At 66.3% G+C, this 18,886-nt stretch carries 18 protein-coding genes; 12 read left to right on the top strand and 6 right to left on the bottom strand.

Features of this window, described 5'->3' with window-relative positions:
* The first annotated feature begins 71 nt into the window (after positions 1–71).
* Entirely contained in the window at positions 72–785 is a 714-nt protein-coding gene (locus ABQY64_RS08285; protein ID WP_052767946.1) for a response regulator transcription factor, read from the top strand.
* 116 nt (positions 786–901) lie between these two features.
* On the opposite strand, the gene ABQY64_RS08290 is transcribed toward ABQY64_RS08285, so the two are convergent.
* Genes ABQY64_RS08290 through asnS form a run of 5 tightly spaced genes read right to left on the bottom strand, consistent with a single transcriptional unit; the run spans position 902 to position 3,814 of the window.
* Positions 902–1,537: an FMN-binding negative transcriptional regulator gene (locus ABQY64_RS08290; protein ID WP_349779969.1), complete on the bottom strand. Its 636-nt coding sequence runs from the start codon at positions 1,535–1,537 to the stop codon at positions 902–904.
* A 1-nt stretch (position 1,538) separates the two neighbouring features.
* Entirely contained in the window at positions 1,539–1,865 is a 327-nt protein-coding gene (locus ABQY64_RS08295; RefSeq protein ID WP_349779970.1) for a hypothetical protein, read from the bottom strand.
* Positions 1,862–2,167, bottom strand: a complete 306-nt coding sequence (locus ABQY64_RS08300) for a hypothetical protein (protein WP_047125582.1) — start codon at positions 2,165–2,167, stop codon at positions 1,862–1,864. Before ABQY64_RS08300 ends, ABQY64_RS08295 begins: the two co-directional genes overlap by 4 nt.
* Positions 2,164–2,418, bottom strand: coding sequence for a hypothetical protein (locus tag ABQY64_RS08305; RefSeq protein WP_166768245.1), 255 nt, complete (start codon positions 2,416–2,418; stop codon positions 2,164–2,166). The genes ABQY64_RS08300 and ABQY64_RS08305 overlap by 4 nt, the downstream gene beginning before the upstream one ends.
* Before the next feature lies 1 nt (position 2,419).
* Positions 2,420–3,814 (bottom strand): asparagine--tRNA ligase, encoded by a 1,395-nt coding sequence (asnS, locus tag ABQY64_RS08310; protein ID WP_039511777.1) that lies wholly within the window; start codon positions 3,812–3,814, stop codon positions 2,420–2,422.
* Positions 3,815–4,022: 208 nt separating this feature from the next.
* Between asnS and ABQY64_RS08315 the strand changes: the two genes are divergently transcribed.
* The 7 genes from ABQY64_RS08315 to ABQY64_RS08345 all read left to right on the top strand — a co-directional run bounded on the left by ABQY64_RS08315 (position 4,023) and on the right by ABQY64_RS08345 (position 11,204).
* Positions 4,023–4,361, top strand: a complete 339-nt coding sequence (locus tag ABQY64_RS08315; protein ID WP_016904198.1) for an iron-sulfur cluster assembly accessory protein — start codon at positions 4,023–4,025, stop codon at positions 4,359–4,361.
* A 419-nt stretch (positions 4,362–4,780) separates the two neighbouring features.
* Positions 4,781–5,215 carry a 30S ribosomal protein S6 gene (gene rpsF, locus ABQY64_RS08320; protein ID WP_006451585.1) on the top strand — a complete coding sequence of 145 codons (435 nt, stop codon included), beginning with the start codon at positions 4,781–4,783 and terminating at the stop codon, positions 5,213–5,215.
* A gap of 11 nt (positions 5,216–5,226) precedes the next feature.
* Positions 5,227–5,457: a 30S ribosomal protein S18 gene (gene rpsR, locus ABQY64_RS08325; RefSeq protein WP_005991243.1), complete on the top strand. Its 231-nt coding sequence runs from the start codon at positions 5,227–5,229 to the stop codon at positions 5,455–5,457.
* A 201-nt stretch (positions 5,458–5,658) separates the two neighbouring features.
* Complete coding sequence (rplI, locus tag ABQY64_RS08330) at positions 5,659–6,108, top strand: 50S ribosomal protein L9 (protein WP_349779971.1); 450 nt, start codon at positions 5,659–5,661, stop codon at positions 6,106–6,108.
* A 207-nt stretch (positions 6,109–6,315) separates the two neighbouring features.
* Positions 6,316–9,819: a chromosome segregation protein SMC gene (gene smc, locus ABQY64_RS08335; protein ID WP_349779972.1), complete on the top strand. Its 3,504-nt coding sequence runs from the start codon at positions 6,316–6,318 to the stop codon at positions 9,817–9,819.
* A 56-nt stretch (positions 9,820–9,875) separates the two neighbouring features.
* Positions 9,876–10,607 (top strand): cell division protein ZipA, encoded by a 732-nt coding sequence (gene zipA / locus ABQY64_RS08340; protein WP_102584325.1) that lies wholly within the window; start codon positions 9,876–9,878, stop codon positions 10,605–10,607.
* A 192-nt stretch (positions 10,608–10,799) separates the two neighbouring features.
* Positions 10,800–11,204 (top strand): hypothetical protein, encoded by a 405-nt coding sequence (locus ABQY64_RS08345; protein WP_349779973.1) that lies wholly within the window; start codon positions 10,800–10,802, stop codon positions 11,202–11,204.
* 286 nt (positions 11,205–11,490) lie between these two features.
* On the opposite strand, the gene ABQY64_RS08350 is transcribed toward ABQY64_RS08345, so the two are convergent.
* Positions 11,491–12,615 (bottom strand): pyridoxal phosphate-dependent aminotransferase, encoded by a 1,125-nt coding sequence (locus ABQY64_RS08350; RefSeq protein ID WP_349779974.1) that lies wholly within the window; start codon positions 12,613–12,615, stop codon positions 11,491–11,493.
* 176 nt (positions 12,616–12,791) lie between these two features.
* On the opposite strand from ABQY64_RS08350, the gene ligA reads away from it, so the two are divergent.
* The 4 genes from ligA to mtnA all read left to right on the top strand — a co-directional run bounded on the left by ligA (position 12,792) and on the right by mtnA (position 18,794).
* Positions 12,792–15,293 carry an NAD-dependent DNA ligase LigA gene (gene ligA, locus ABQY64_RS08355; protein ID WP_349779975.1) on the top strand — a complete coding sequence of 834 codons (2,502 nt, stop codon included), beginning with the start codon at positions 12,792–12,794 and terminating at the stop codon, positions 15,291–15,293.
* The gene (gene epmA / locus ABQY64_RS08360) at positions 15,290–16,252 is read left to right on the top strand and encodes an EF-P lysine aminoacylase EpmA (RefSeq protein ID WP_349779976.1); all 963 of its coding nucleotides are present in this window, start codon (positions 15,290–15,292) and stop codon (positions 16,250–16,252) included. Before ligA ends, epmA begins: the two co-directional genes overlap by 4 nt.
* Before the next feature lie 156 nt (positions 16,253–16,408).
* Positions 16,409–17,095 carry a DUF3011 domain-containing protein gene (locus tag ABQY64_RS08365; protein ID WP_047125576.1) on the top strand — a complete coding sequence of 229 codons (687 nt, stop codon included), beginning with the start codon at positions 16,409–16,411 and terminating at the stop codon, positions 17,093–17,095.
* A gap of 634 nt (positions 17,096–17,729) precedes the next feature.
* A complete protein-coding gene (mtnA, locus tag ABQY64_RS08370) occupies positions 17,730–18,794 on the top strand; it encodes an S-methyl-5-thioribose-1-phosphate isomerase (protein ID WP_349779977.1) in 1,065 nt (354 codons plus the stop codon).
* The last annotated feature ends 92 nt before the right edge of the window (positions 18,795–18,886 follow it).

Genomic DNA, 18,886 nt, shown 5'->3' on the forward strand with positions numbered 1-18,886 from the left:
CTGTCGATTCGCTGCAGCGCGCCGCTTGAATGCCGCTGCACATCGCGGTCCCCATTCGTGTAACCGAGGGAATGATGAAGACACGTATCGTCGTCGCTGCTGATCGCACCATCCTCGTGGAAGGCATGGTCGCTTTGCTGCAAAAGGTTCCGGGTTTCGAAGTGGTGGGGCATGCCGAAGACGGACTGGCGTGTCTGCAGATCGCTGCCAGAGAGCAGCCGGATATCGTCCTGGTGGATGTCCTGCTCCCTGGCCTCAATGGCATCGATCTGACCCGACGTTTGATTCAACGCAGTCCCGGCAGCCGGGCAATCTGCATTGCTCCGTCCGATGCCTGCATGCGTGCCAGCGCGGTCTTCGAAGCTGGCGCAAAAGCCTATCTGGCGCGAACCAGTACCTTCGCCGAGTTGCTGCGTGCGATTCAACTCGTTGGTCAGGATCAGATCTATATCAGTCCGCAGATGTCGCGTTCGTTGATCGCAGGACTACGTCGAGCCGCCAAAGACGATTCTGCGTATACCCGGCTGACCTCACGTGAGCGCGAAATCGTGCAGCTTTACTCCGAGGGCCTGTCGACCAGACAGATCGCCACGCGCTTGCACTTGAGCGTGAAAACGGTGGGCACGCATCGCGAAAACTGCATGTTGAAACTCAATATTCAAAGCATTGCCCAGCTCACCCGCTATGCAATCGCGCAAGGACTTTCTCCGCTTGACCCCGCATCCGGCTGTGGCAGCGATCCCTGTGAGGCGCTTGTGCCGCAGCGATCGCGCCGGGCTGGCTGAGTTGCACTAGCCTTCGGGGAAATAGGGTGCCAGGCACGCCGGCGTCGGCCGACAATGTGGCCGACGCGTCCCAACCCTGTGGTGATCTGTCTTTCCAATGCGCAACTGAGGCCGTCTCAGCGCGTCGTATCGGCATTCATTGCCGCCTGCATCAACGCTGCGATCGCGTTCGAGGCTTGGTCGGGTTGCTGCGCCAGGAACTGGCTGACGCTGCGCCGATTGGCGGCGGGATGATTCTGGCTGAGCTTGAAGGTCAGCTCGATGCGGCTCGGAACGAAGCGGAAGCCGACCAGGCCGCGTAACTGGCGGCGGTGGCTGTCGCGTTCCATCTCGAACAGCCAGTCACTGCCGACGCGTTGTTCGAAGTGCGTGCTCATGCGGCCGATCAGCTCGCCCAGCGCTGCCTCATCGCTCACCTGCTCGCAGCGTCCATGCAGATGCGCCACGGCGTAGTTCCAGGTCGGCACGCGTGCGGCCGCTTCCTTGTCCGGATACCAGCTCGGCGACACATAGGCATGCGGGCCCTGCACCACCAGTACCGCATCGCCGGGACTGCGCGCCTGCGGATTGGGGCGCGCCCAGTGGCCTTCGATGACCACGGATTGCGCATCGCGTCGGTACAGCACAGGCAGATGCGAGATCGCCGGCTGTCCGTCCTCGCCGTGGCTGATCATGGTGACGAACGGGTCGCGCGCGATCAGCCAGTCCAGCAGTGCCAGATCGGTCTGCGCGAATGCGCGCGGGGCGTACATGTCAGGCGCGACCGCCCAGGGTCAGCACCATGCGTTCGCGCAGGTCCGCATCGTCGTCGCCACGCGGCGGCGAGACTTCGTCGAGCGAGAAACCACGCGTCAGCGCGTCTTCTTCGTCCAGCCCGTCGAGCGCGACGAATTCGGCATCGAACAAGGCCGCGCGGGCGCTGTCTTCGCTGTCGTAGGGCAGGATCTTGCCGTCGCTGTCCAGGACTTCGGCGGTACCGGCCTGCTTGACGCGCAGGCGCGCCCAGATCAGCGTGCGGCCGATCGTGGCCAGCCACCACGAATCGTGGTCGTCATGTGCGGTGTCTTGCGGTGTATTCATGGCATTACCTTGGAAAGCAGGCCGAGCAGGGCTGCCATGCCCAGGCCGAAGAAAATGGTCAGCAGCGACAGCCAGGCCGGCGTGGCCAGGCCGGACAGCGCACTGTCGCGATGGCTGCGGTAGCGCCGCGCCAGCAACCAGCGCAGCGCCGCAGGACTGATGAAGGCCGGCTCGCCGAAGCTGGCCAGCGCCTCGGGATGACGGTCGCGCAGGTGCACCAGCGTCAGCGGCCAGAAGATCAGCAAGGCGGTGAGCCCGGCAACGGCCACACCGACAAAACACAGTGCAAAGAACAGGGTCATGTGCCCGCCAGCATCAGTGCGAGTTGGGGAAGTGCTGCGCCGATCACCAGCGCAGCGATGGTCCACCATAACGGACGCACGGCGTGGATGATCGCCCTGCGTGCCGTGTCACCCTGCCACCACGCGCTGGCACCTGGATGTGCGGCTGCCAGCTGCGCCAGCCGGACGCCGCGCACCCCGGCGATGCCGGCGCCCAGCAACGCTGCCGCGAAGGCCAGCAATTGCAGCGTGGCGGCGGCCAGCAGGCTCACATCAGAACTCGGCGCTACCCGGCGCGCGCGGGTAGGGGATGGCGTCGCGGATATTGCTCAGCCCGCACACGTAGACCACCAGGCGCTCGAACCCCAAGCCGAAGCCGGCATGCGGCACCGAGCCGTAGCGACGGAAATCGCGGTACCAGCTGTAGTGCTCCTGGTCCAGGCCGAACTGCGCCATGCGTGCATCCAGCACATCCAGGCGCTCTTCGCGCTGGCTGCCGCCGATGATCTCGCCGATGCCCGGCGCCAGCACGTCCATCGCCGCGACGGTCTTGCCGTCGTCGTTCAGGCGCATGTAGAAGGCCTTGATGTGCTCGGGGTAGTTGGTCACCACCACCGGGCGGCCGATATGTTCCTCGGTCAGCCAGCGCTCGTGCTCGGTCTGCAGGTCCAGGCCCCACTCGACCGGGAAGTCGAACTTCTTGCCCGAGTTCTGCAGCAGTTTCACCGCCTCGGTGTAGTCGATCTGCTCGAACGGGGCATTGATGAAGGCTTCCAGTTTGGCGATCGCGTTTTTGTCCACGCGCTCGGCCAGGAATGCCAGATCGTCGCCACGCTCATCGAGCACCGCGCGGAACAGGTACTTGAGGAACTGCTCGGCCAGGCGCGCGTCTTCGGCCAGATCGGCAAAGGCGATTTCCGGCTCGATCATCCAGAATTCGGCCAGATGGCGCGTGGTATGGCTGTTCTCGGCGCGGAACGTCGGGCCGAAGGTGTAGACCTTGCTCAGCGCCAGGCAGTAGGCCTCCACGTTGAGCTGGCCGGACACGGTCAGGAAGGTTTCCTTGCCGAAGAAGTCGCGGCTGAAATCCACCGCGCCGCTGGCATCGCGTGGCAGGTTGACCATGTCCAGCGTGGAGACGCGGAACATCTGCCCGGCGCCTTCGGCGTCGGAGGTGGTGATGATCGGGGTGCTGATCCAGTTGAAGCCGTTCTGGTGGAAGAAGCGGTGCACCGCCTGCGCCAGGCAGTTGCGGATGCGGGTGACTGCGCCGAACAGGTTGGTGCGCGGGCGCAGGTGCGCCACTTCGCGCAGGAACTCCGGCGACATCGGCTTGGGCTGGATCGGGTAGGTCAGCGGGTCTTCGACCCAGCCGACGATCTCCACGCCGCTGGCCTGGATCTCGAACGACTGACCCTTGCCCTGCGACTTCACCAGCACGCCCTTGGCGATCAGCGAGCAGCCGCTGGTCAGGCGCTTGATCTCGTCGAAGTTGGGCAGGGTGTCGTTGGCCACCACCTGGATCGGAGCGAAGCAGGAGCCATCGGTCACGTTGATGAAGGCCAGTCCGGCAGATCCGCGCAGCGTGCGCACCCACCCCCGTACCGTGACTTCGCCGCCTTCCGGGAGTTTTCCCGCAAGCGCATGTTCAACGCTGACCACCGTCATGACTTGTCCTCGCCGTAGCGACTTTGAATGGTCTGCGAGTTTACTGGCTGCGGGCGCGCTGGCGCGAGCATCTGAACCGCTTGCGGATGGTTGCGCTTGTCCAAGGCCGGACATGGCCCCATCTGGGGAACACGTCGTCGCAGCGGCTGCAGCCCCGGTGATTGCAGCCTCGCTATACTTGCCACCATCGTTTCCGGAGCACCCCCCCATGGCCATCAGCCTCACCCCCGCCGCGCTGGAGCGCGTGCAGCGTTTTGTGCAGCAGACCCCGGGGACGCTGGGTCTGCGCTTTGGCGTGACCAAGACCGGTTGCTCGGGCTGGGGCCATGTCACCGACCTGGCGCGCGAGAAACGCGACGACGACGCGGTGTTCGAGCAGGAGGGCGTGCGCATCTTCGTCGACCCGGTCAGCCTGCCGCTGGTCGACGGCACCTGCATCGATTTCGGCAAGCACGGCCTGAGCGAGACCTTCACCTTCCGCAATCCCAACGCGACTGCCGAGTGCGGCTGCGGGGAGAGCTTTACGACCGAAGCCGAGCATCGCTGAGCCGGCCGGCGCGCGCTATTCCTTCTCCCACCGGGAGACGGTGCTCGAAGGGCGGATGAGGGTAAGGGGCGAAGCCTCGCGCGGTTAGACGTCACCAGTGGTTTCGCCGCGGACCCTCACCCCAACCCCCGCGCCCCGGCCCGCGCTTGCGGCGCGGGCGCTCCAAGGCACGCGCGCCAGTGGCGCGCAAGTGGTGCCTTATTACCCCGGCGGGAGAGGGGCTCAAGCAGTCGCCGCGCAGATGTCCTGTCCGTGGGCTCGCCCGCTGGCTCGGCCCGGTTGCGGCTAAGCGCCTGAACTGCCATACTTTCCTGCTTCCTGCCCGGTTCCGGGCGGGAATCCTTGCTCCACCGGCCGCCTTGCGCGGGTCACCGGGGAGCTGTCCGGCCCACGTGGCCACATCCGAAAGGTAATACAACATGAGTCGTCATTACGAAGTCGTGTTCCTGGTCCACCCGGATCAGAGCGAGCAGGTCCCGGCCATGATCGAGCGCTACAAGTCGCTGATCGAGGGCGGTAACGGCACCATCCACCGTCTGGAAGACTGGGGCCGCCGTCAGCTGGCCTACCCGATCCAGAACCTGGTGAAGGCGCACTACGTGCTGCTCAACATCGAAGTCGACCAGGCCGTGCTGAGCGAGCTGGTGGAAAGCTTCCGCTTCAACGATGCGGTGCTGCGTCACCTGGTCGTCAAGCGCGACGGCCCGGACACCGAGCAGTCGCTGATCATGAAGAGCAAGGACGAGAAGGGCGACAAGCCCGAGCGTAGCGAGCGTCGTCGTCGCGATGACGATGAGGGCGATGCTGCACCTGCCGCCACCGATACCGACGGCGACAACGCCGAAGCCGCTTAAGGAGCGCTGTCATGTCCAAGTTCTTCCGTCGTCGCAAGTTCTGCAAGTTCACCGCCGAGGGCGTGAAAGAGATCGATTACAAGGATCTCAACACCCTGCGTCAGTACCTCACCGAGAACGGCAAGATCGTGCCGAGCCGCGTGACCGGCACCAAGTCCAAGTACCAGCGTCAGCTGGCCACGGCCGTCAAGCGCTCGCGTTTCCTGGCGCTGATCCCGTACACGGACAATCACGACGTTTAATCCGAGTCGTTGATGTGAGTCCCTCACAAAAGCCCGCACATCCATGTGCGGGTTATTAAAAATATAGAGGCCGGTCATTCGAGATGCGGTGTTGATCGTGCTCTTGCGATTCCCAAATCCCGATTCCCGAATCCCGTCTTTTCGGACAGCAAACGTTGCGTCGGCCAAAGTGCCGGCGCTAACGAATAACGGAGCAACACCATGGATCTGATTCTTCTGCAGAAAGTGACCAATCTCGGCGGCCTGGGCGACAAGGTCAGCGTCAAGCCGGGTTACGGCCGCAACTTCCTCGTGCCGCATGGCAAGGCCGTTCCGGCCACCGCTGCCAACGTCGAAGCGTTTGAAGCCAAGCGTGCCGATTACGAAGCCAAGGCCAACACCATCCTGGCCGATGCACAGAGCCGCGCCGGCAAGTTCGAAGGCGCCAGCGTCACCATCGGCGCGCATGCGTCGACCGAAGGCAAGCTGTACGGCTCGGTCGGCCCGCGCGACATCGCCGAGGCGTTCACCGCCGCCGGCCTGCCGCTGGAAAAGAGCGAAGTGATCCTGGGCGAAGGCGCATTCCGCAATGTCGGCGAGTACGACGTTGTGCTGCACCTGCACGCCGATGTGGAAACCTCGGTCAAGGTCATCGTCGAATCCGACGCCTGATCCACGCTGCACGCTGTACCCGAAGGGCGCCTGGTTAGGCGCCCTTCGTCTTTCTGCGGCCACGCCAGCGGTGCCAGGCCCGCTATACTCATGCTCCATTGCCGGTTCCACGGCCCATAGATCTTGTGGATCAAGGGCTTAGGGGCGGCTTCACAGGAAAAAGCGCCTGCCGGCCCCGCCCGTGCGGTGCCCGGAACCTTCAGTCCCATGCGCCTGTCCACGATCAAACTGTCCGGTTTCAAGTCGTTCGTCGACCCGACCACGTTGCACCTGCCCACCAACATGACCGGCATCGTCGGTCCCAACGGCTGCGGCAAGTCCAACATCATCGATGCGGTGCGCTGGGTGATGGGCGAAAGTTCGGCCAGCCGCCTGCGTGGCGACTCGCTGACCGACGTGATCTTCTCCGGCTCCTCGGCGCGCAAGCCGGTGTCGCAGGCGACGGTGGAGCTGATCTTCGACAATTCCGATCACACCATCAGCGGCGAGTTTGCCTCGTTCAACGAGATATCGGTCAAGCGCCTGGTCAGTCGCGACGGCAACAGCGCCTACTACCTCAACGGCACCAAGTGCCGGCGCCGCGACATCACCGACCTGTTCCTGGGCACCGGCCTGGGGCCGCGCAGCTACTCGATCATCGAGCAGGGCATGATCAGCCAGATCATCGAGGCGCGCCCGGAAGACCTGCGCGTGTATCTGGAAGAAGCCGCCGGCATTTCCAAGTACAAGGAGCGCCGCAAGGAAACCGAAACGCGCATCCGGCATACCCGCGAGAACCTGGATCGCCTGGGCGACCTGCGCGAAGAGATCACCAAGCAACTGGCGCATCTGCAACGCCAGGCGCGCCAGGCCGAGCAGTATCAGGCCCTGCAGGAAGAGCGCCGGATCAAGGACGCCGAGTGGAAAGCGCTGGAATACCGCGGCCTGGATGGCCGGCTGCAGGGGCTGCGCGAAAAACTGAATCAGGAAGAGACCCGGCTGCAGCAGCTGATCGCCGAACAGCGCGATGCCGAGGCGCGGATCGAAACCGGGCGCGCGCGTCGCGAGGAAGCCGCCGAAGCGGTGGCCAAGGCGCAGGCCGATGTCTATCAGGTCGGTGGTGCGCTGGCGCGCATCGAGCAGCAGATCCAGCACCAACGCGAGCTCTCGCAGCGTCTGCACAAGGCGCGCGATGAGGCGCAGAGCCAGTTGCAGGAGCTGACCCAGCATATCAGCGGCGATTCGGCCAGGCTGGCGGTGTTGCGCGAGGCGGTGGACGCTGCCGAACCGCAACTGGAACAGCTGCGCGAAGACCACGAATTCCGCCAGGAGTCGCTACGCGAGGCCGAAGCGCGTCTGGCCGACTGGCAGCAGCGCTGGGAAACCCATAACCGCGACACCGGCGAAGCCTCGCGTGCCGGTGAAGTGGAGCGCACGCGCGTCGATTATCTCGATCGCCAGTCGCTGGAGGCCGAGCGCCGCCGCGAAGCGCTGGTCAATGAGCGCGCCGGGCTGGACCTGGATGCGCTGGCCGAGGCATTCGAGCAGATCGAGCTGCGCCACGAAACCCAGAAGACCTCGCTGGACGGGCTGACCGAGCAGGTCGAAGCGCGCAAGCACGCGCTCGGTGGGCTGCAGGAACAACAGCGCGCCAGCCAGGGCGAACTGGCCGACGTGCGCAAGCAGGCGCAGGCCGCGCGTGGCCGGCTGTCGTCGCTGGAAACCCTGCAGCAGGCCGCACTTGGCCAGGAGCAGGGCGCCGCAGTGGCGTGGCTGAAGTCGCGCGGGCTGGATTCTGCCGCACGTGTCGGCGAGCGCATCACGGTCGAAAGCGGCTGGGAAAACGCGGTGGAAGGCGCGTTGGGGCAGTTGATCGAAGGCGTGCTGGTGGATGCGCCGGAACAACTGGTCGATGCGTTGGGCGAATTGGGCGAGGGCCGCATCGCGCTGGTGTCCGGTGCCAGCGACAGCGCGAGCTTCGCGCCGACCTCGCTGGCGGCCAAGGTGCAGGGGCCGATCGCGATCCGTCGCCTGCTCGCGCGCCTGCACGCGGCCGAGGATCTGAAGGCCGCGCGCACGCTGCAGCGCAGCCTGCCCGAAGGCGATTCGGTCATCACTCGCAGCGGCGAGCGGCTGGGCGAGGGCTGGGTGCGGGTGTCGCGCTCCGGTGCCGCCAAGCAGGGCGCCTTGCTGCGCGAGCGCGAGATTCAGGAGCTGCGCGCACAGATCGAAACGCTGCAGGAGCGCGAGGCCGAACTCGAGCAGCGCCTGGGCAGCTTCCGCGAGCAATTGCTGGCGGCCGAACAGCAACGCGAAGATGCGCAGCGCCAGTTGTATATGGCGCACCGCAGCGTGTCCGAACTGGCCGGTCAGCTGCAGAGTCAGCAGGGCAAGGTCGATGCCGCGCGCACGCGCATCGAACGCATCGAAAACGAATTGTCGCAGCTGCTGGAAACGCTGGACACCAGCCGCGAGCAGGCACGCGAGGCACGTGCCAAGCTCGAAGACGCGGTGACCCTGATGGGCGACCTGCAAGGCACTCGCGAGGCCCTGGAGAACGAACGCCGTCAGCTCACCGATGCGCGCGATCAGGCCCGCGATGCCGCACGTGGCGTGCGCGATGCGATGCATGCATTGGCGCTGACGCTGGAATCGCAACGCACCCAGATCACCTCACTGAGCCAGACGCTGGAGCGCATGGACAGCCAGCGCGGTCAGCTCGATACGCGTCTGGAGGACCTGGTCGCCCAGCTCAGCGACGGCGACTCACCGGTGGAAACGCTGGAGCACGAGCACCAGGCCGCGTTGAGCGAGCGTGTGCGCACCGAGCGCGTGCTGAGCGAAGCGCGCACCATGCTCGAGAGCATCGATGGCGAGCTGCGCAGCTATGAGCAGACCCGCCAGCAGCGCGACGAACAGGCGCTGGCCCAGCGCGAGCGCATCTCGCAGCGCAAGCTCGATCAGCAGGCGCTGGTGCTCAGCGCAGAGCAATTGGAGGCCGCCGTGGTGAAAGCCGGCTTTGTGCTCGAAGACGTCGTCAATGGGTTGCCGGAAGCCGCGAACGTGGCCGAGTGGGAGGCGGCGGTCGGCCAGATCGACGGCCGCATGCGGCGGCTGGAACCGGTCAACCTGGCCGCGATCCAGGAGTACGGCGAAGCGGCGCAGCGTTCGGAATATCTGGACGCGCAGAATCTGGATCTCAACACCGCACTGGAGACGCTGGAAGAGGCGATCCGCAAAATCGACCGCGAAACCCGCGGCCGCTTCAAGGACACCTTCGATCGGGTCAATTCCGGCGTCCAGGCGCTGTATCCGCGCCTGTTCGGCGGTGGCCACGCATATCTGGAGCTCACCGGCGAAGACCTGCTCGATACCGGGGTGACCATCATGGCGCGCCCGCCGGGCAAGCGCGTGTCCAGCATCTCGCTGCTGTCCGGTGGCGAGAAGGCGATGACCGCGGTGGCGCTGGTGTTTGCGATCTTCCAGCTCAATCCCGCGCCGTTCTGCCTGCTCGACGAGGTGGACGCGCCGCTGGACGAAGCCAATGTCGGCCGCCTGGCCAACATGGTGCGGGAAATGAGCGAGAAGGTGCAGTTCCTGTTCGTCAGCCACAACAAGGCCACGATGGAGGCTGCGCGCCAGCTCTCCGGCGTGACCATGCGTGAGCCGGGCGTCAGTCGCCTGGTCAGCGTGGACCTGGAAGAAGCCGCACGTTTGGCGGGTGCGGCATGACGTGCCATGCTTGTCGGAATATCGACACCTGTCACTCTTATGCGGAGGCACGCTGAATGTCCGACATGGCCATGATCCGGATCGGGATCCTGATCGCTGGACTGCTGCTGGTCGCGGCCATCTTCCTGTTTGGTCGCCCGAAAAAATCGCCGCAAGGGCGCCGGGTCGACAAGGACGACGGGCAACCGCGCGAGCGCCGCGAGCCGGTGATCTCCAGCGAGCCTGGCGTGGAGGGCGACCCGTTCGAGCGCAATGAAGGCGCCGAGCAAAGCGAACTGAACCTGGACGATGCCGATGCGGCCGGCGGCAACGATGTCGGCAAGCGGCCCAACCAGGATTTCGACAAGATCGTCTCGCTGTTCGTGGCCGCCAAGGCCGGCCAGGTGCTGCGCGGCGAAGATGTGGTGGTCGCTGCCGAGAAGACCGGGCTGGTGTTCGGTCACATGAATGTCTTCCACCGTTTGGTGGAAGGGCACCCGGAGCGCGGGCCGATCTTCAGCATGGCCAGCATCCTCAAGCCCGGCAGCTTCGACATGGCCAACATCCGCGAGATGCAGACCCCGGCGATTGCGTTCTTCCTCACCTTGCCGGCACCGATGACCGCGCTGGATGCCTGGGAAAAGATGCTGCCGACCGTGCAGCGCATGGCCGAGCTGCTCGACGGCGTGGTGCTGGACGACAGCCGCAATGCGCTGGGCCGCCAGCGCGTGGCGCATATCCGCGACGAACTGCGCGCCTACGATCGCCAGCACCAGGCACCGCCGCTGACCAAGTCGCCGCGCTGGTGAGTGAGTGCGTATTGCTTTTAAGTGCGGGCTGCTGGTGATGTGCGTGGGTGGTGATTGCGCACCGCTGGTGATCGAGCGTCGCTGAGTCAGTGATTGCGAGCCATTGACCGCGAGTCATCCCGACCGTGAGTCGTCCACACGCGGTCTAAGTCGCGACCTGCCGCAGGGCGCGTTCTAGCGTAGAGGTGAACGATGTGGAGCTTGCAGGGCGCGCTGGCGGTGCTGATGTTGCTGGCGGTGTGGGCCATCCTGGCCGCACCGCTGCTATGGATGGTGTCGCGGATTGCGCTGCGTTTGCGCAAAGGCGCGCCGACAAGGCCAGGTCGCGCGCAATGGAACTCGATCGGGTTTGCCGCTGCTGTGACGCTGCTGGTTGCGCCAGTGCCAACGCCCATCGTCACTGTCTTCCTGCCGCACGTGATCGCGCTGTTGGATGCAAGCTACTACGCGCGCATCTTTCAGGGCCCGCCGATGATGCGCCAGCTCCTGGTGTGGATTGCGGTGTCGATGGCGCTGACGTTTGCGCTCAGCTACGTGTGGATCCGGCGCTTGCTGCGTCCGAATGCTGCCGCGCCTCTGCCAACTCCCACGCGATAGGAAATCAAAGCCCCTCTCTCCTGGGCGAGAACGCACCGCGTGCGCGCCACCGGCGCGCGCGCCTTGGAGCGCCCGCGCTGCTTGCGCGGGCCGGTGCGCGGAGCGGGGGGTTAAGCTGAGGGTACGGAGGCGAAGCAGTGGAGCAGTCGGTGATCCAGGTCTGACGGCACTTGGCGATGCGCTTGTCATTACAGGTGTTGATAGATCTACGAGGCGTACCCTCATCCGCCCTTTCGGGGCACCTTCTCCCGAGGGGGAGAAGGAATGACCACTCTGTGCTTGGCGATCAGCGCTTGGCCTTGGTAAACGCCTCGCGAAAGCGCAGCATCTCCGCCTCGGTGCCGACGCTCACGCGCACGCGCTTGGGCCAGATCGGCCAGCTGCGGCCGACGATCACGCCCTGTTTCTGCATCGAGTCGGCGAACACGCCGGCCTCGCGCTTGATGTCGAGCAGGAAGCAATTGGCCTGCGTGGGCAGGCAGGTGTAGCCCTTGCTCTTGAGCCAGGCGATGGTGTCGTCGCGCACGCGGGCGTTCTCCGCGCGGCGGGTCTGCACCAGTTGCGGGTCGCGCAGGCTGGCGATGCCGGCGGCCATTGCCGGTACCGACAACGGGTTGCTGCCCAGGCTGGCGAGCTTGGTCTGCAGCCCCGGCGGCGCCAGCGCAGCGCCCAGGCGCAGGCCGGCCATGCCGTAGAGCTTGGAGAAGCTGCGCAGCACGATCAGGTCCTGGCGCTGACGCACCAGATCCGCCACGGACGGCTCGTTGCTGTAGTGGATATACGCCTCGTCGACCACCAGCACCGCGCTGGCCGGCTTGTTGGCCAGCAGCCATTCGATATCGGCGCGCGGGGTGATGGCGCCGCTGGCGTTGCCGGGGTTGCACAGGTAGATCAGGCCGGCGGACGGGTCGGCCTTGGCCATCGCCTTGACGTCGTGCGCGCCATCGGCCCGCAGCGGCACCTTGCGTACCGGCACGCCGCGGGCGGTGGCGCTGTCGATGATCGGGTCGAAGCTCGGGTCGGCTACCACCAGCCCGGCACGTGCCGAGGTGAACAGGCTGCCGGCACGAAGCAGTGCGTCCCTGGAACCAGGAAAGAACGCCAGATGGTCGCCGGGCAGTTGCAGCTCGCCGGTCATCAGGTTGCGCAGGTCCTGCTCCATCTCGAACTGATAGCGGCCTGCGCGTTCCAGCGAACGCGTTGCCGCGTCCACTGCGGCGGGCGAGGGGCCGAGCGGATGCTCGTTGAGATTGAGAAACACCGCGCCCGCTGCCGGCGCCACACCGGGCTTGGCCGGCGCAGCGGCACGTTTGCGGGCTGCCCCGGCCGCGGGTGCCAGTCCCAGTGCGGAGATCGCCACGCCAACGCTGGCAAGGCTGAGAAACGAACGGCGCGAGACGGGCAACGGCACGGTGAGCTCCAGGCGAGCAGGCAAAGAGGGCGCCACGCTAGCGGGTTTGTGCCTGTCTGCCTATCGGGAAATCGCTGCCGGGCTCGCTGTCGCGCGGTTTGGTTGGCGGTCGGGCAGCACTTGCACACCGGCACGGCCCGTTAGAATGGGCGGCCCAGTGCCAGCCCAGCGATCGTATGACTGTCAGCCCGGATCCCGCTCAGCGCATCGGCGCCCTGCGTCATCGTATCGAGGACGCCAACTACCGCTATCACGTGCTCGACGAGCCGCAGATGGCCGACGTCGACTACGACCGCCTGATGCGCGAACTGGAAGCCCTGGAGGCTGCGCACCCGGAGCTGGCCAGCGCCGATTCGCCGACCCAGCGCGTCGGCCACCTGGCCGCGTCGCGCTTTGCCGAAGTGCGCCATGCCCTACCGATGCTGTCGTTGGGCAATGCCTTCAGCGACGAGGAAGTGACCGAGTTCGTACGGCGGATCAGCGAGCGGCTGGAGGTGAAACAGCCGCTGTTCTCGGCCGAGCCCAAGCTCGATGGCCTGGCGATCAGCCTGCGCTACGAAAACGGCGAGTTCGTGCAGGGCGCAACGCGCGGCGACGGCGCCACCGGTGAGGATGTCAGCGCCAATCTGCGTACCGTCAAGGCGATTCCGCTGCGCCTGCGTGGCGAAGGCTGGCCGCAGGTACTGGAGGTGCGCGGCGAGGTGTACATGCCGCGCGCCGCCTTCGAGACCTACAACGCGCAGATGCGCCTGCAGGGCGGCAAGGTGCTGGCCAATCCGCGCAATGGCGCTGCAGGCTCGCTGCGTCAGCTGGATGCGCGCATCACGGCGCAGCGCCCGCTGAGTTTCTTCGCGTATGGCGTGGGCGAAGTGAGCGAAGGCGCACTGCCGCAGACGCATTCGGCGATCCTGGCGCAGTTGCGCGCATGGGGTTTCCCGGTCAGCGCCCTGGTCGAGGTGGTGCAGGGCAGCGACGGCCTGTTGGCGTACTACCAACGCATCGGCGAGGCGCGCGACGGCTTGCCCTTCGATATCGACGGCGTGGTCTACAAACTCGACGATCTGGCCGGGCAGCGCGAGATGGGTTTTGTCTCTCGCGCGCCGCGCTGGGCGATCGCGCACAAGTTCCCGGCGCAGGAGCAGTCCACCACGGTGGAGGCGATCGAGATCCAGATCGGCCGTACCGGTGCGGCCACGCCGGTGGCGCGGCTCAAGCCGGTGCACGTGGCCGGGGTGATCGTCACCAACGCCACGCTGCACAACGCCGACCAGATCGCGCGGCTGGATGTGCGCGTGGGCGATACGGTGATCGTGCGGCGTGCCGGCGATGTGATTCCCGAAGTGGCCGGCGTGGTTGCCGATCAACGGCCGCCCGTCACCCAGCCATGGCAGATGCCCACGCACTGCCCGGTCTGCGGGTCGGAGATCGTGCGCGAGGAAGGCGAGGCGGTGTGGCGCTGCTCCGGCGAGCTGACCTGCCCGGCGCAGCGCAAGGAAGCGTTCCGGCATTTCGTCTCGCGCCGCGCGATGGATGTCGATGGCCTGGGCGAAAAGTTCATCGAGGTGCTGGTCGACAGCGGCGTGGTGCAGGGCGTGGCCGATCTGTATCTGCTCAACGTGGACCAGCTGCTGCAATTGCGCATGATCAGCACTGCCGAAAGCCCGCACGCATTCCTGCGCGAGGCGCGCGAGCATCTGGCCAGCGGTGCGTACGGCCAGCTGGAAAACACCGTGGTCGGCATCGGTGTGGACCTGGCCGGCGAGCGCGAGGCGCCGCACACCTGGCAGGCCGATCTGTTGCGCGCCGGGCTGCCGGCGTTCGACTGGAACCGCAAGAAGATCGCCACCAAGTGGGCGGAAAACCTGATCGAGGCGATCGAGCAATCGCGCGATACCACGCTGGAGCGTTTCCTGTTTGCGCTCGGCATCGAGCATGTCGGCGAGAGCACCGCCAAGGCCTTGTCGGCGTGGTTCGGCGATCTGGCGTTGATCCGCCATCTGCCGTGGCCGCTGTTCAAGCGCGTGCCCGACATCGGTGGCGAGGTGGCGCGCTCGCTCGGGCACTTCTTCGACCAGCCCGGCAATCAGCAGGCCATCGACGACCTGCTGCAGCGTGGCGTGCGCATTGGCGATGCGCATCCGCCATCACCCAGGCTGCGCGAGGCGCTGAGCTTTGCCAGCGTGCTGCAGGACATGGATATCCCCAAGGTGACGCCGGTGCGTGCGCAGCAGCTGGCTGCCGCGGTGGCCTCCTTCGATGCGCTGCGCAGCGCGGGGTCCGATGCCTTGTTGCAGGCCGGCGTTCCCGCGCCGGTGGTGGCGTCGCTGCTGCAATGGCTGGAGCGGCCGGAAAATGCGGCCTTGGCAAGCGCCGCGCAGCAGGCGATGGAAACGGTGCTGTCGCGTCTGCCCGACGCCGACGCGCTGCAAACCGGCCCGCTCGACGGCCAGACCGTGGTGATCACCGGGACCCTGGCCGCGCTCACCCGCGATGCGGCCAAGCAACGGCTGGAAGCGCTGGGCGCCAAGGTCGCCGGCAGCGTCTCCAAGAAAACCGCGTTTCTGGTGGCTGGCGAAGAAGCCGGGTCCAAGCTGGACAAGGCGCAGTCGCTGGGCGTGGAGATCTGGGACGAGGCGCGCTTGCTGGGCTTCCTTGGCGAGCACGGCCAGCAACCATGACCGTGACGCAGGTCGATCTGGACGCGTTGCGGTTGCGCGCGCGGCTCAACGCGCTGATCCGCGATTTCTTCGCCGAGCGCGGCGTGCTGGAAGTGGAGACGCCGGTGCTGTCGGAGGCCGGCAACACCGAGCCGAATATCGAGAGCTTTAGCACGCGCTTTAGCGGCCATGTCGATGCCGGCGCGGCGGTGCGCTGGTTGCGCACCTCGCCGGAATATCCGCTCAAGCGGCTGCTGGCGGCCGGGGTGGGCGATTGCTACGAGCTGGGGCGGGTGTTCCGCAATGGCGAGGCCGGCGGCCGCCACAATCCCGAGTTCAGCATGCTCGAGTGGTACCGGGTGGGTTGGGACGATCGCGCCCTGGCACAGGAGACCGTTGCGTTGGTGCGCCGCGCGCTTGCGCTGGTCGGGCGCCACGCGCAGGTGCAGGTGCTGAGCTATCGCGCGCTGTTCGTGCAGGCACTGGGCATCGACCCGTTGCGCGATCCGATCGAAACGCTGCGCGCACCGCTGCACGACATCGCCATCGATCCGGATGGCCTGACCCGCGACGACTGGCTGGATCTGCTGGTGACCCATCGCCTCCAGCCGGGCTTTGCCAGCGACACGCTGACCGTGGTGCACGACTGGCCTGCCAGCCAGTGCGCGTTGGCGCGCATCCGCCCCGGGGAGCCGCCGGTGGCCGAGCGCTTCGAGCTGTATCTGGGCGCCTACGAGGTCGCCAACGGGTACCACGAGCTCAACGATGTGCAGGAGCAGCGTGCGCGTTTCATGCGCGACAACGCGGTGCGTGCGGCGCGTGGATTGCCGCAGCTGCCGGTGGATGAGCGCCTGCTGGCGGTGTTGTCGCAACTACCCGATTGCGCGGGGGTGGCGGTCGGTGTGGACCGGCTGTTGATGGCCATGCGTGGCACCACGCAGATTGCCGATGTGCTGGCCTTCGCGTTCGCCCGCGCCTGACCCACGGCGGTACCCAGTGTCTGCGCGGCACCGGGCGCGCGCCCGGTGCCATCCCGCTGTCATCGCCACCGTATTGCTATCTTCACATCGATGATGCTCTCATCGTGGCGTCCACGGGGGCGCGGCGCAGAGTGTGTTTGGGTGAGGATTGTCGGCATGAAGTGGCTGATCAGCTTATGCGGTTTGTGGTGCTTGCCGCTGCTGATGCTGGCCGATGCGCGTGCGGCGGATCGCGCCGCCGGCGTCGTCCGTTGCGAGTCCAAGGACATGGCGCGCGTGCATTGTGCGATGGATACCGAGCACGGCGTCCAGCTGGTACGCCAGCTGTCCGAGACCAGTTGCATCCGTGGCAGCGAGTGGGACATCGAACGCGGTGGCGTCTGGGTCGAACAGGGCTGCCGTGCGGAGTTTGCGGCCGCGCGGGTGCTGAGCGCTCCGCAGATGCGCCGCGTGGTGCGCTGCGATTCCAACGGCGGCAAGGTGGTTTGCCCGGTGGTGCTGCGTGGTGCGCCGGTGCGCCTGCTGCGCCAGCGCTCGGTGTGGCCGTGCAAGGAAGGCCGCAGCTGGGGTGCGCGCCGTAACGAAATCTGGGTCTCGCGCGGCTGCGATGGCGAATTCGAGGTCGCTGCCGAGGACGGTTCCGGGTTCGTGGCCATGCCACGCATGGTGACCTGCGAATCGAAGAAGGGCGCACGCCGCACCTGCGGGATCTCGGTGGAGCGCCAGGTGCGGGTAGGCCGGCAGATCTCCAAGAAGGAATGCGTGGAAGGCCAGACCTGGGGCTGGAGCCGCGACGGCGTGTGGGTCAACGACGGCTGCCGCGCCGAGTTCATCGTCGACTGATGGAGTGACGAAACCGCTGCTCTCCATCGCGTAGGTGGGCGTAGCCGGCGCCGTGGCCCCGTCAGCACGCGACCAGGTTGGTGAGGGTGTCTAGCCCTCGACCAGCTCTGCTTGGAACATCCAGACCACGCTGAAGCTCAAGCTCCCAGTTCTCTTGAGATGTGATTGAACGGGGTGCGGATGCGTCGGGCGTGGAGCGGGCGATCTGTGGCTCGGTTGCAGGGCCCTTGCCCGCCCACCATCGCGGGACACGCCGCAAGTACGTCCCTGTAGGCGCTTACGCGGCATCCATGCCGCGTAAGGTCCCGCGACGATAGGCGGGCAAGGACCCGTCGGTGTGGTCGGTGTGAGTGGTGCAGGCAGGGCGTGACGTGCGCTGGTTGGAGCACTGTGCGTCGGCCAGCTTCTCTTTACCTTGCCATCGCAAGCCGGGCAACAGAAAAGCGTTCAACACGCCACCTGCCAACTTCTCATCCGCCTCGCGCAGGCTGCGCAACAGGCTTCCAAGAAGCTGCCGGCCAACTCTCTGGCGCGGTGCGGACGCCGCGCACTCGACCAGCTCAGTAGCGACATCGCCAGCGGGCTGAGCGATGTGGCCACTGACTGGGCTGCCCGCGCGCCTTACAATGTCCGGATGAACGACAGCGCCCATATCGATTACGCCCGCTACGACCATATCCGCCCGCTGCTGTGGACGGGCGATGCCCTGGAACTGCTCGACCAGCGCAAGCTGCCCTTCGTGGTCGAGCATGTGCGTTGCGACACCAGCGATGCCGTGGCCGAGGCGATCCATTCGCTGGCCGTGCGCGGCGCGCCGGCGATCGGCATTGCGGCCGGGTGGGGCGTGGTGCTGGCGGCGCGCGACATCGTTGCCGACGACGGCAGTGCGGCCCTGCAGAAGCTCGAACCGGCGCTGTTGCGGCTCAATGCTGCGCGTCCGACCGCGGTCAACCTGGCCTGGGCGCTTATGCGCATGCGTCGCGTGCTGGGCGCTGCCGGTGCCGACTGGCGCGAGGTAATCGCGCGCGAGGCGCAGGCCATCGCTGACGAAGACCTGGCGGCCAACCGGCATATGGGCGCGCTGGGTGCGTCGTTGATCGAGACCGGCAGCGGCGTGCTGACCCATTGCAATACCGGTTCGCTGGCCACCGCCGGCTTCGGCACCGCGCTGGGCGTGATCCGTGCCGGCATGGCGCAGCAGCGCATCGCCAAGGTGTTTGCCGGCGAGACCCGGCCGTGGTTGCAGGGTGCGCGCCTGACGGTGTGGGAGCTGCAGCAGGATGGCATCGACGCGACCCTGATCGCCGATTCGGCCGCCGCGCATCTGATGAAGTCCGGGCTGGTGCAGTGGGTCATCGTCGGCGCCGACCGCATCTGCGCCAACGGCGATACCGCCAACAAGATCGGCACCTATCAGCTGGCGATCGCCGCGCGCCACCACGGCGTCAAATTCATGGTGGTGGCACCGTCGTCCACGGTGGACATGGACACCGCCAGCGGCGATCAGATCGAGATCGAGCAGCGCGATCCGGGCGAATTGTTCGGGATCGGCGGCGTGCGCACGGTGGCCGATGGCATCAACGCCTGGAATCCGGTGTTCGATGTCACCCCCGGCAGCCTGATCGATGCGATCGTCACCGAACGCGGGGTGATCGCGCAGCCGGACCTGGCCCGCATGCAGGCGGCGTTCGGCGGCTGAGGCCAGTGCGGCGCACTATCGCCGCATCGCCCCGCCAAAATCCTGCAAGTGCTTGTTTCTGGCCGGTAAACCGGCGGCATCGTGGTGCCCCT

This window comes from Xanthomonas sp. WHRI 7065 (genome assembly GCF_040203115.2).
Lineage (GTDB): Bacteria > Pseudomonadota > Gammaproteobacteria > Xanthomonadales > Xanthomonadaceae > Xanthomonas > Xanthomonas arboricola.

Bases quoted from the DNA above. Each gene is read 5' to 3' on its own strand.
- ABQY64_RS08285 (WP_052767946.1), top strand. From the start codon at position 72: ATGATGAAGACACGTATCGTCGTCGCTGCTGATCGCACCATCCTCGTG.
- ABQY64_RS08290 (WP_349779969.1), bottom strand. From the start codon at position 1,537: ATGTACGCCCCGCGCGCATTCGCGCAGACCGATCTGGCACTGCTGGAC.
- ABQY64_RS08295 (WP_349779970.1), bottom strand. From the start codon at position 1,865: ATGAATACACCGCAAGACACCGCACATGACGACCACGATTCGTGGTGG.
- ABQY64_RS08300 (WP_047125582.1), bottom strand. From the start codon at position 2,167: ATGACCCTGTTCTTTGCACTGTGTTTTGTCGGTGTGGCCGTTGCCGGG.
- asnS (WP_039511777.1), bottom strand. From the start codon at position 3,814: ATGACGGTGGTCAGCGTTGAACATGCGCTTGCGGGAAAACTCCCGGAA.
- ABQY64_RS08315 (WP_016904198.1), top strand. From the start codon at position 4,023: ATGGCCATCAGCCTCACCCCCGCCGCGCTGGAGCGCGTGCAGCGTTTT.
- rpsF (WP_006451585.1), top strand. From the start codon at position 4,781: ATGAGTCGTCATTACGAAGTCGTGTTCCTGGTCCACCCGGATCAGAGC.
- rpsR (WP_005991243.1), top strand. From the start codon at position 5,227: ATGTCCAAGTTCTTCCGTCGTCGCAAGTTCTGCAAGTTCACCGCCGAG.
- rplI (WP_349779971.1), top strand. From the start codon at position 5,659: ATGGATCTGATTCTTCTGCAGAAAGTGACCAATCTCGGCGGCCTGGGC.
- smc (WP_349779972.1), top strand. From the start codon at position 6,316: ATGCGCCTGTCCACGATCAAACTGTCCGGTTTCAAGTCGTTCGTCGAC.
- zipA (WP_102584325.1), top strand. From the start codon at position 9,876: ATGTCCGACATGGCCATGATCCGGATCGGGATCCTGATCGCTGGACTG.
- ABQY64_RS08345 (WP_349779973.1), top strand. From the start codon at position 10,800: ATGTGGAGCTTGCAGGGCGCGCTGGCGGTGCTGATGTTGCTGGCGGTG.
- ligA (WP_349779975.1), top strand. From the start codon at position 12,792: ATGACTGTCAGCCCGGATCCCGCTCAGCGCATCGGCGCCCTGCGTCAT.
- epmA (WP_349779976.1), top strand. From the start codon at position 15,290: ATGACCGTGACGCAGGTCGATCTGGACGCGTTGCGGTTGCGCGCGCGG.
- ABQY64_RS08365 (WP_047125576.1), top strand. From the start codon at position 16,409: ATGAAGTGGCTGATCAGCTTATGCGGTTTGTGGTGCTTGCCGCTGCTG.
- mtnA (WP_349779977.1), top strand. From the start codon at position 17,730: ATGAACGACAGCGCCCATATCGATTACGCCCGCTACGACCATATCCGC.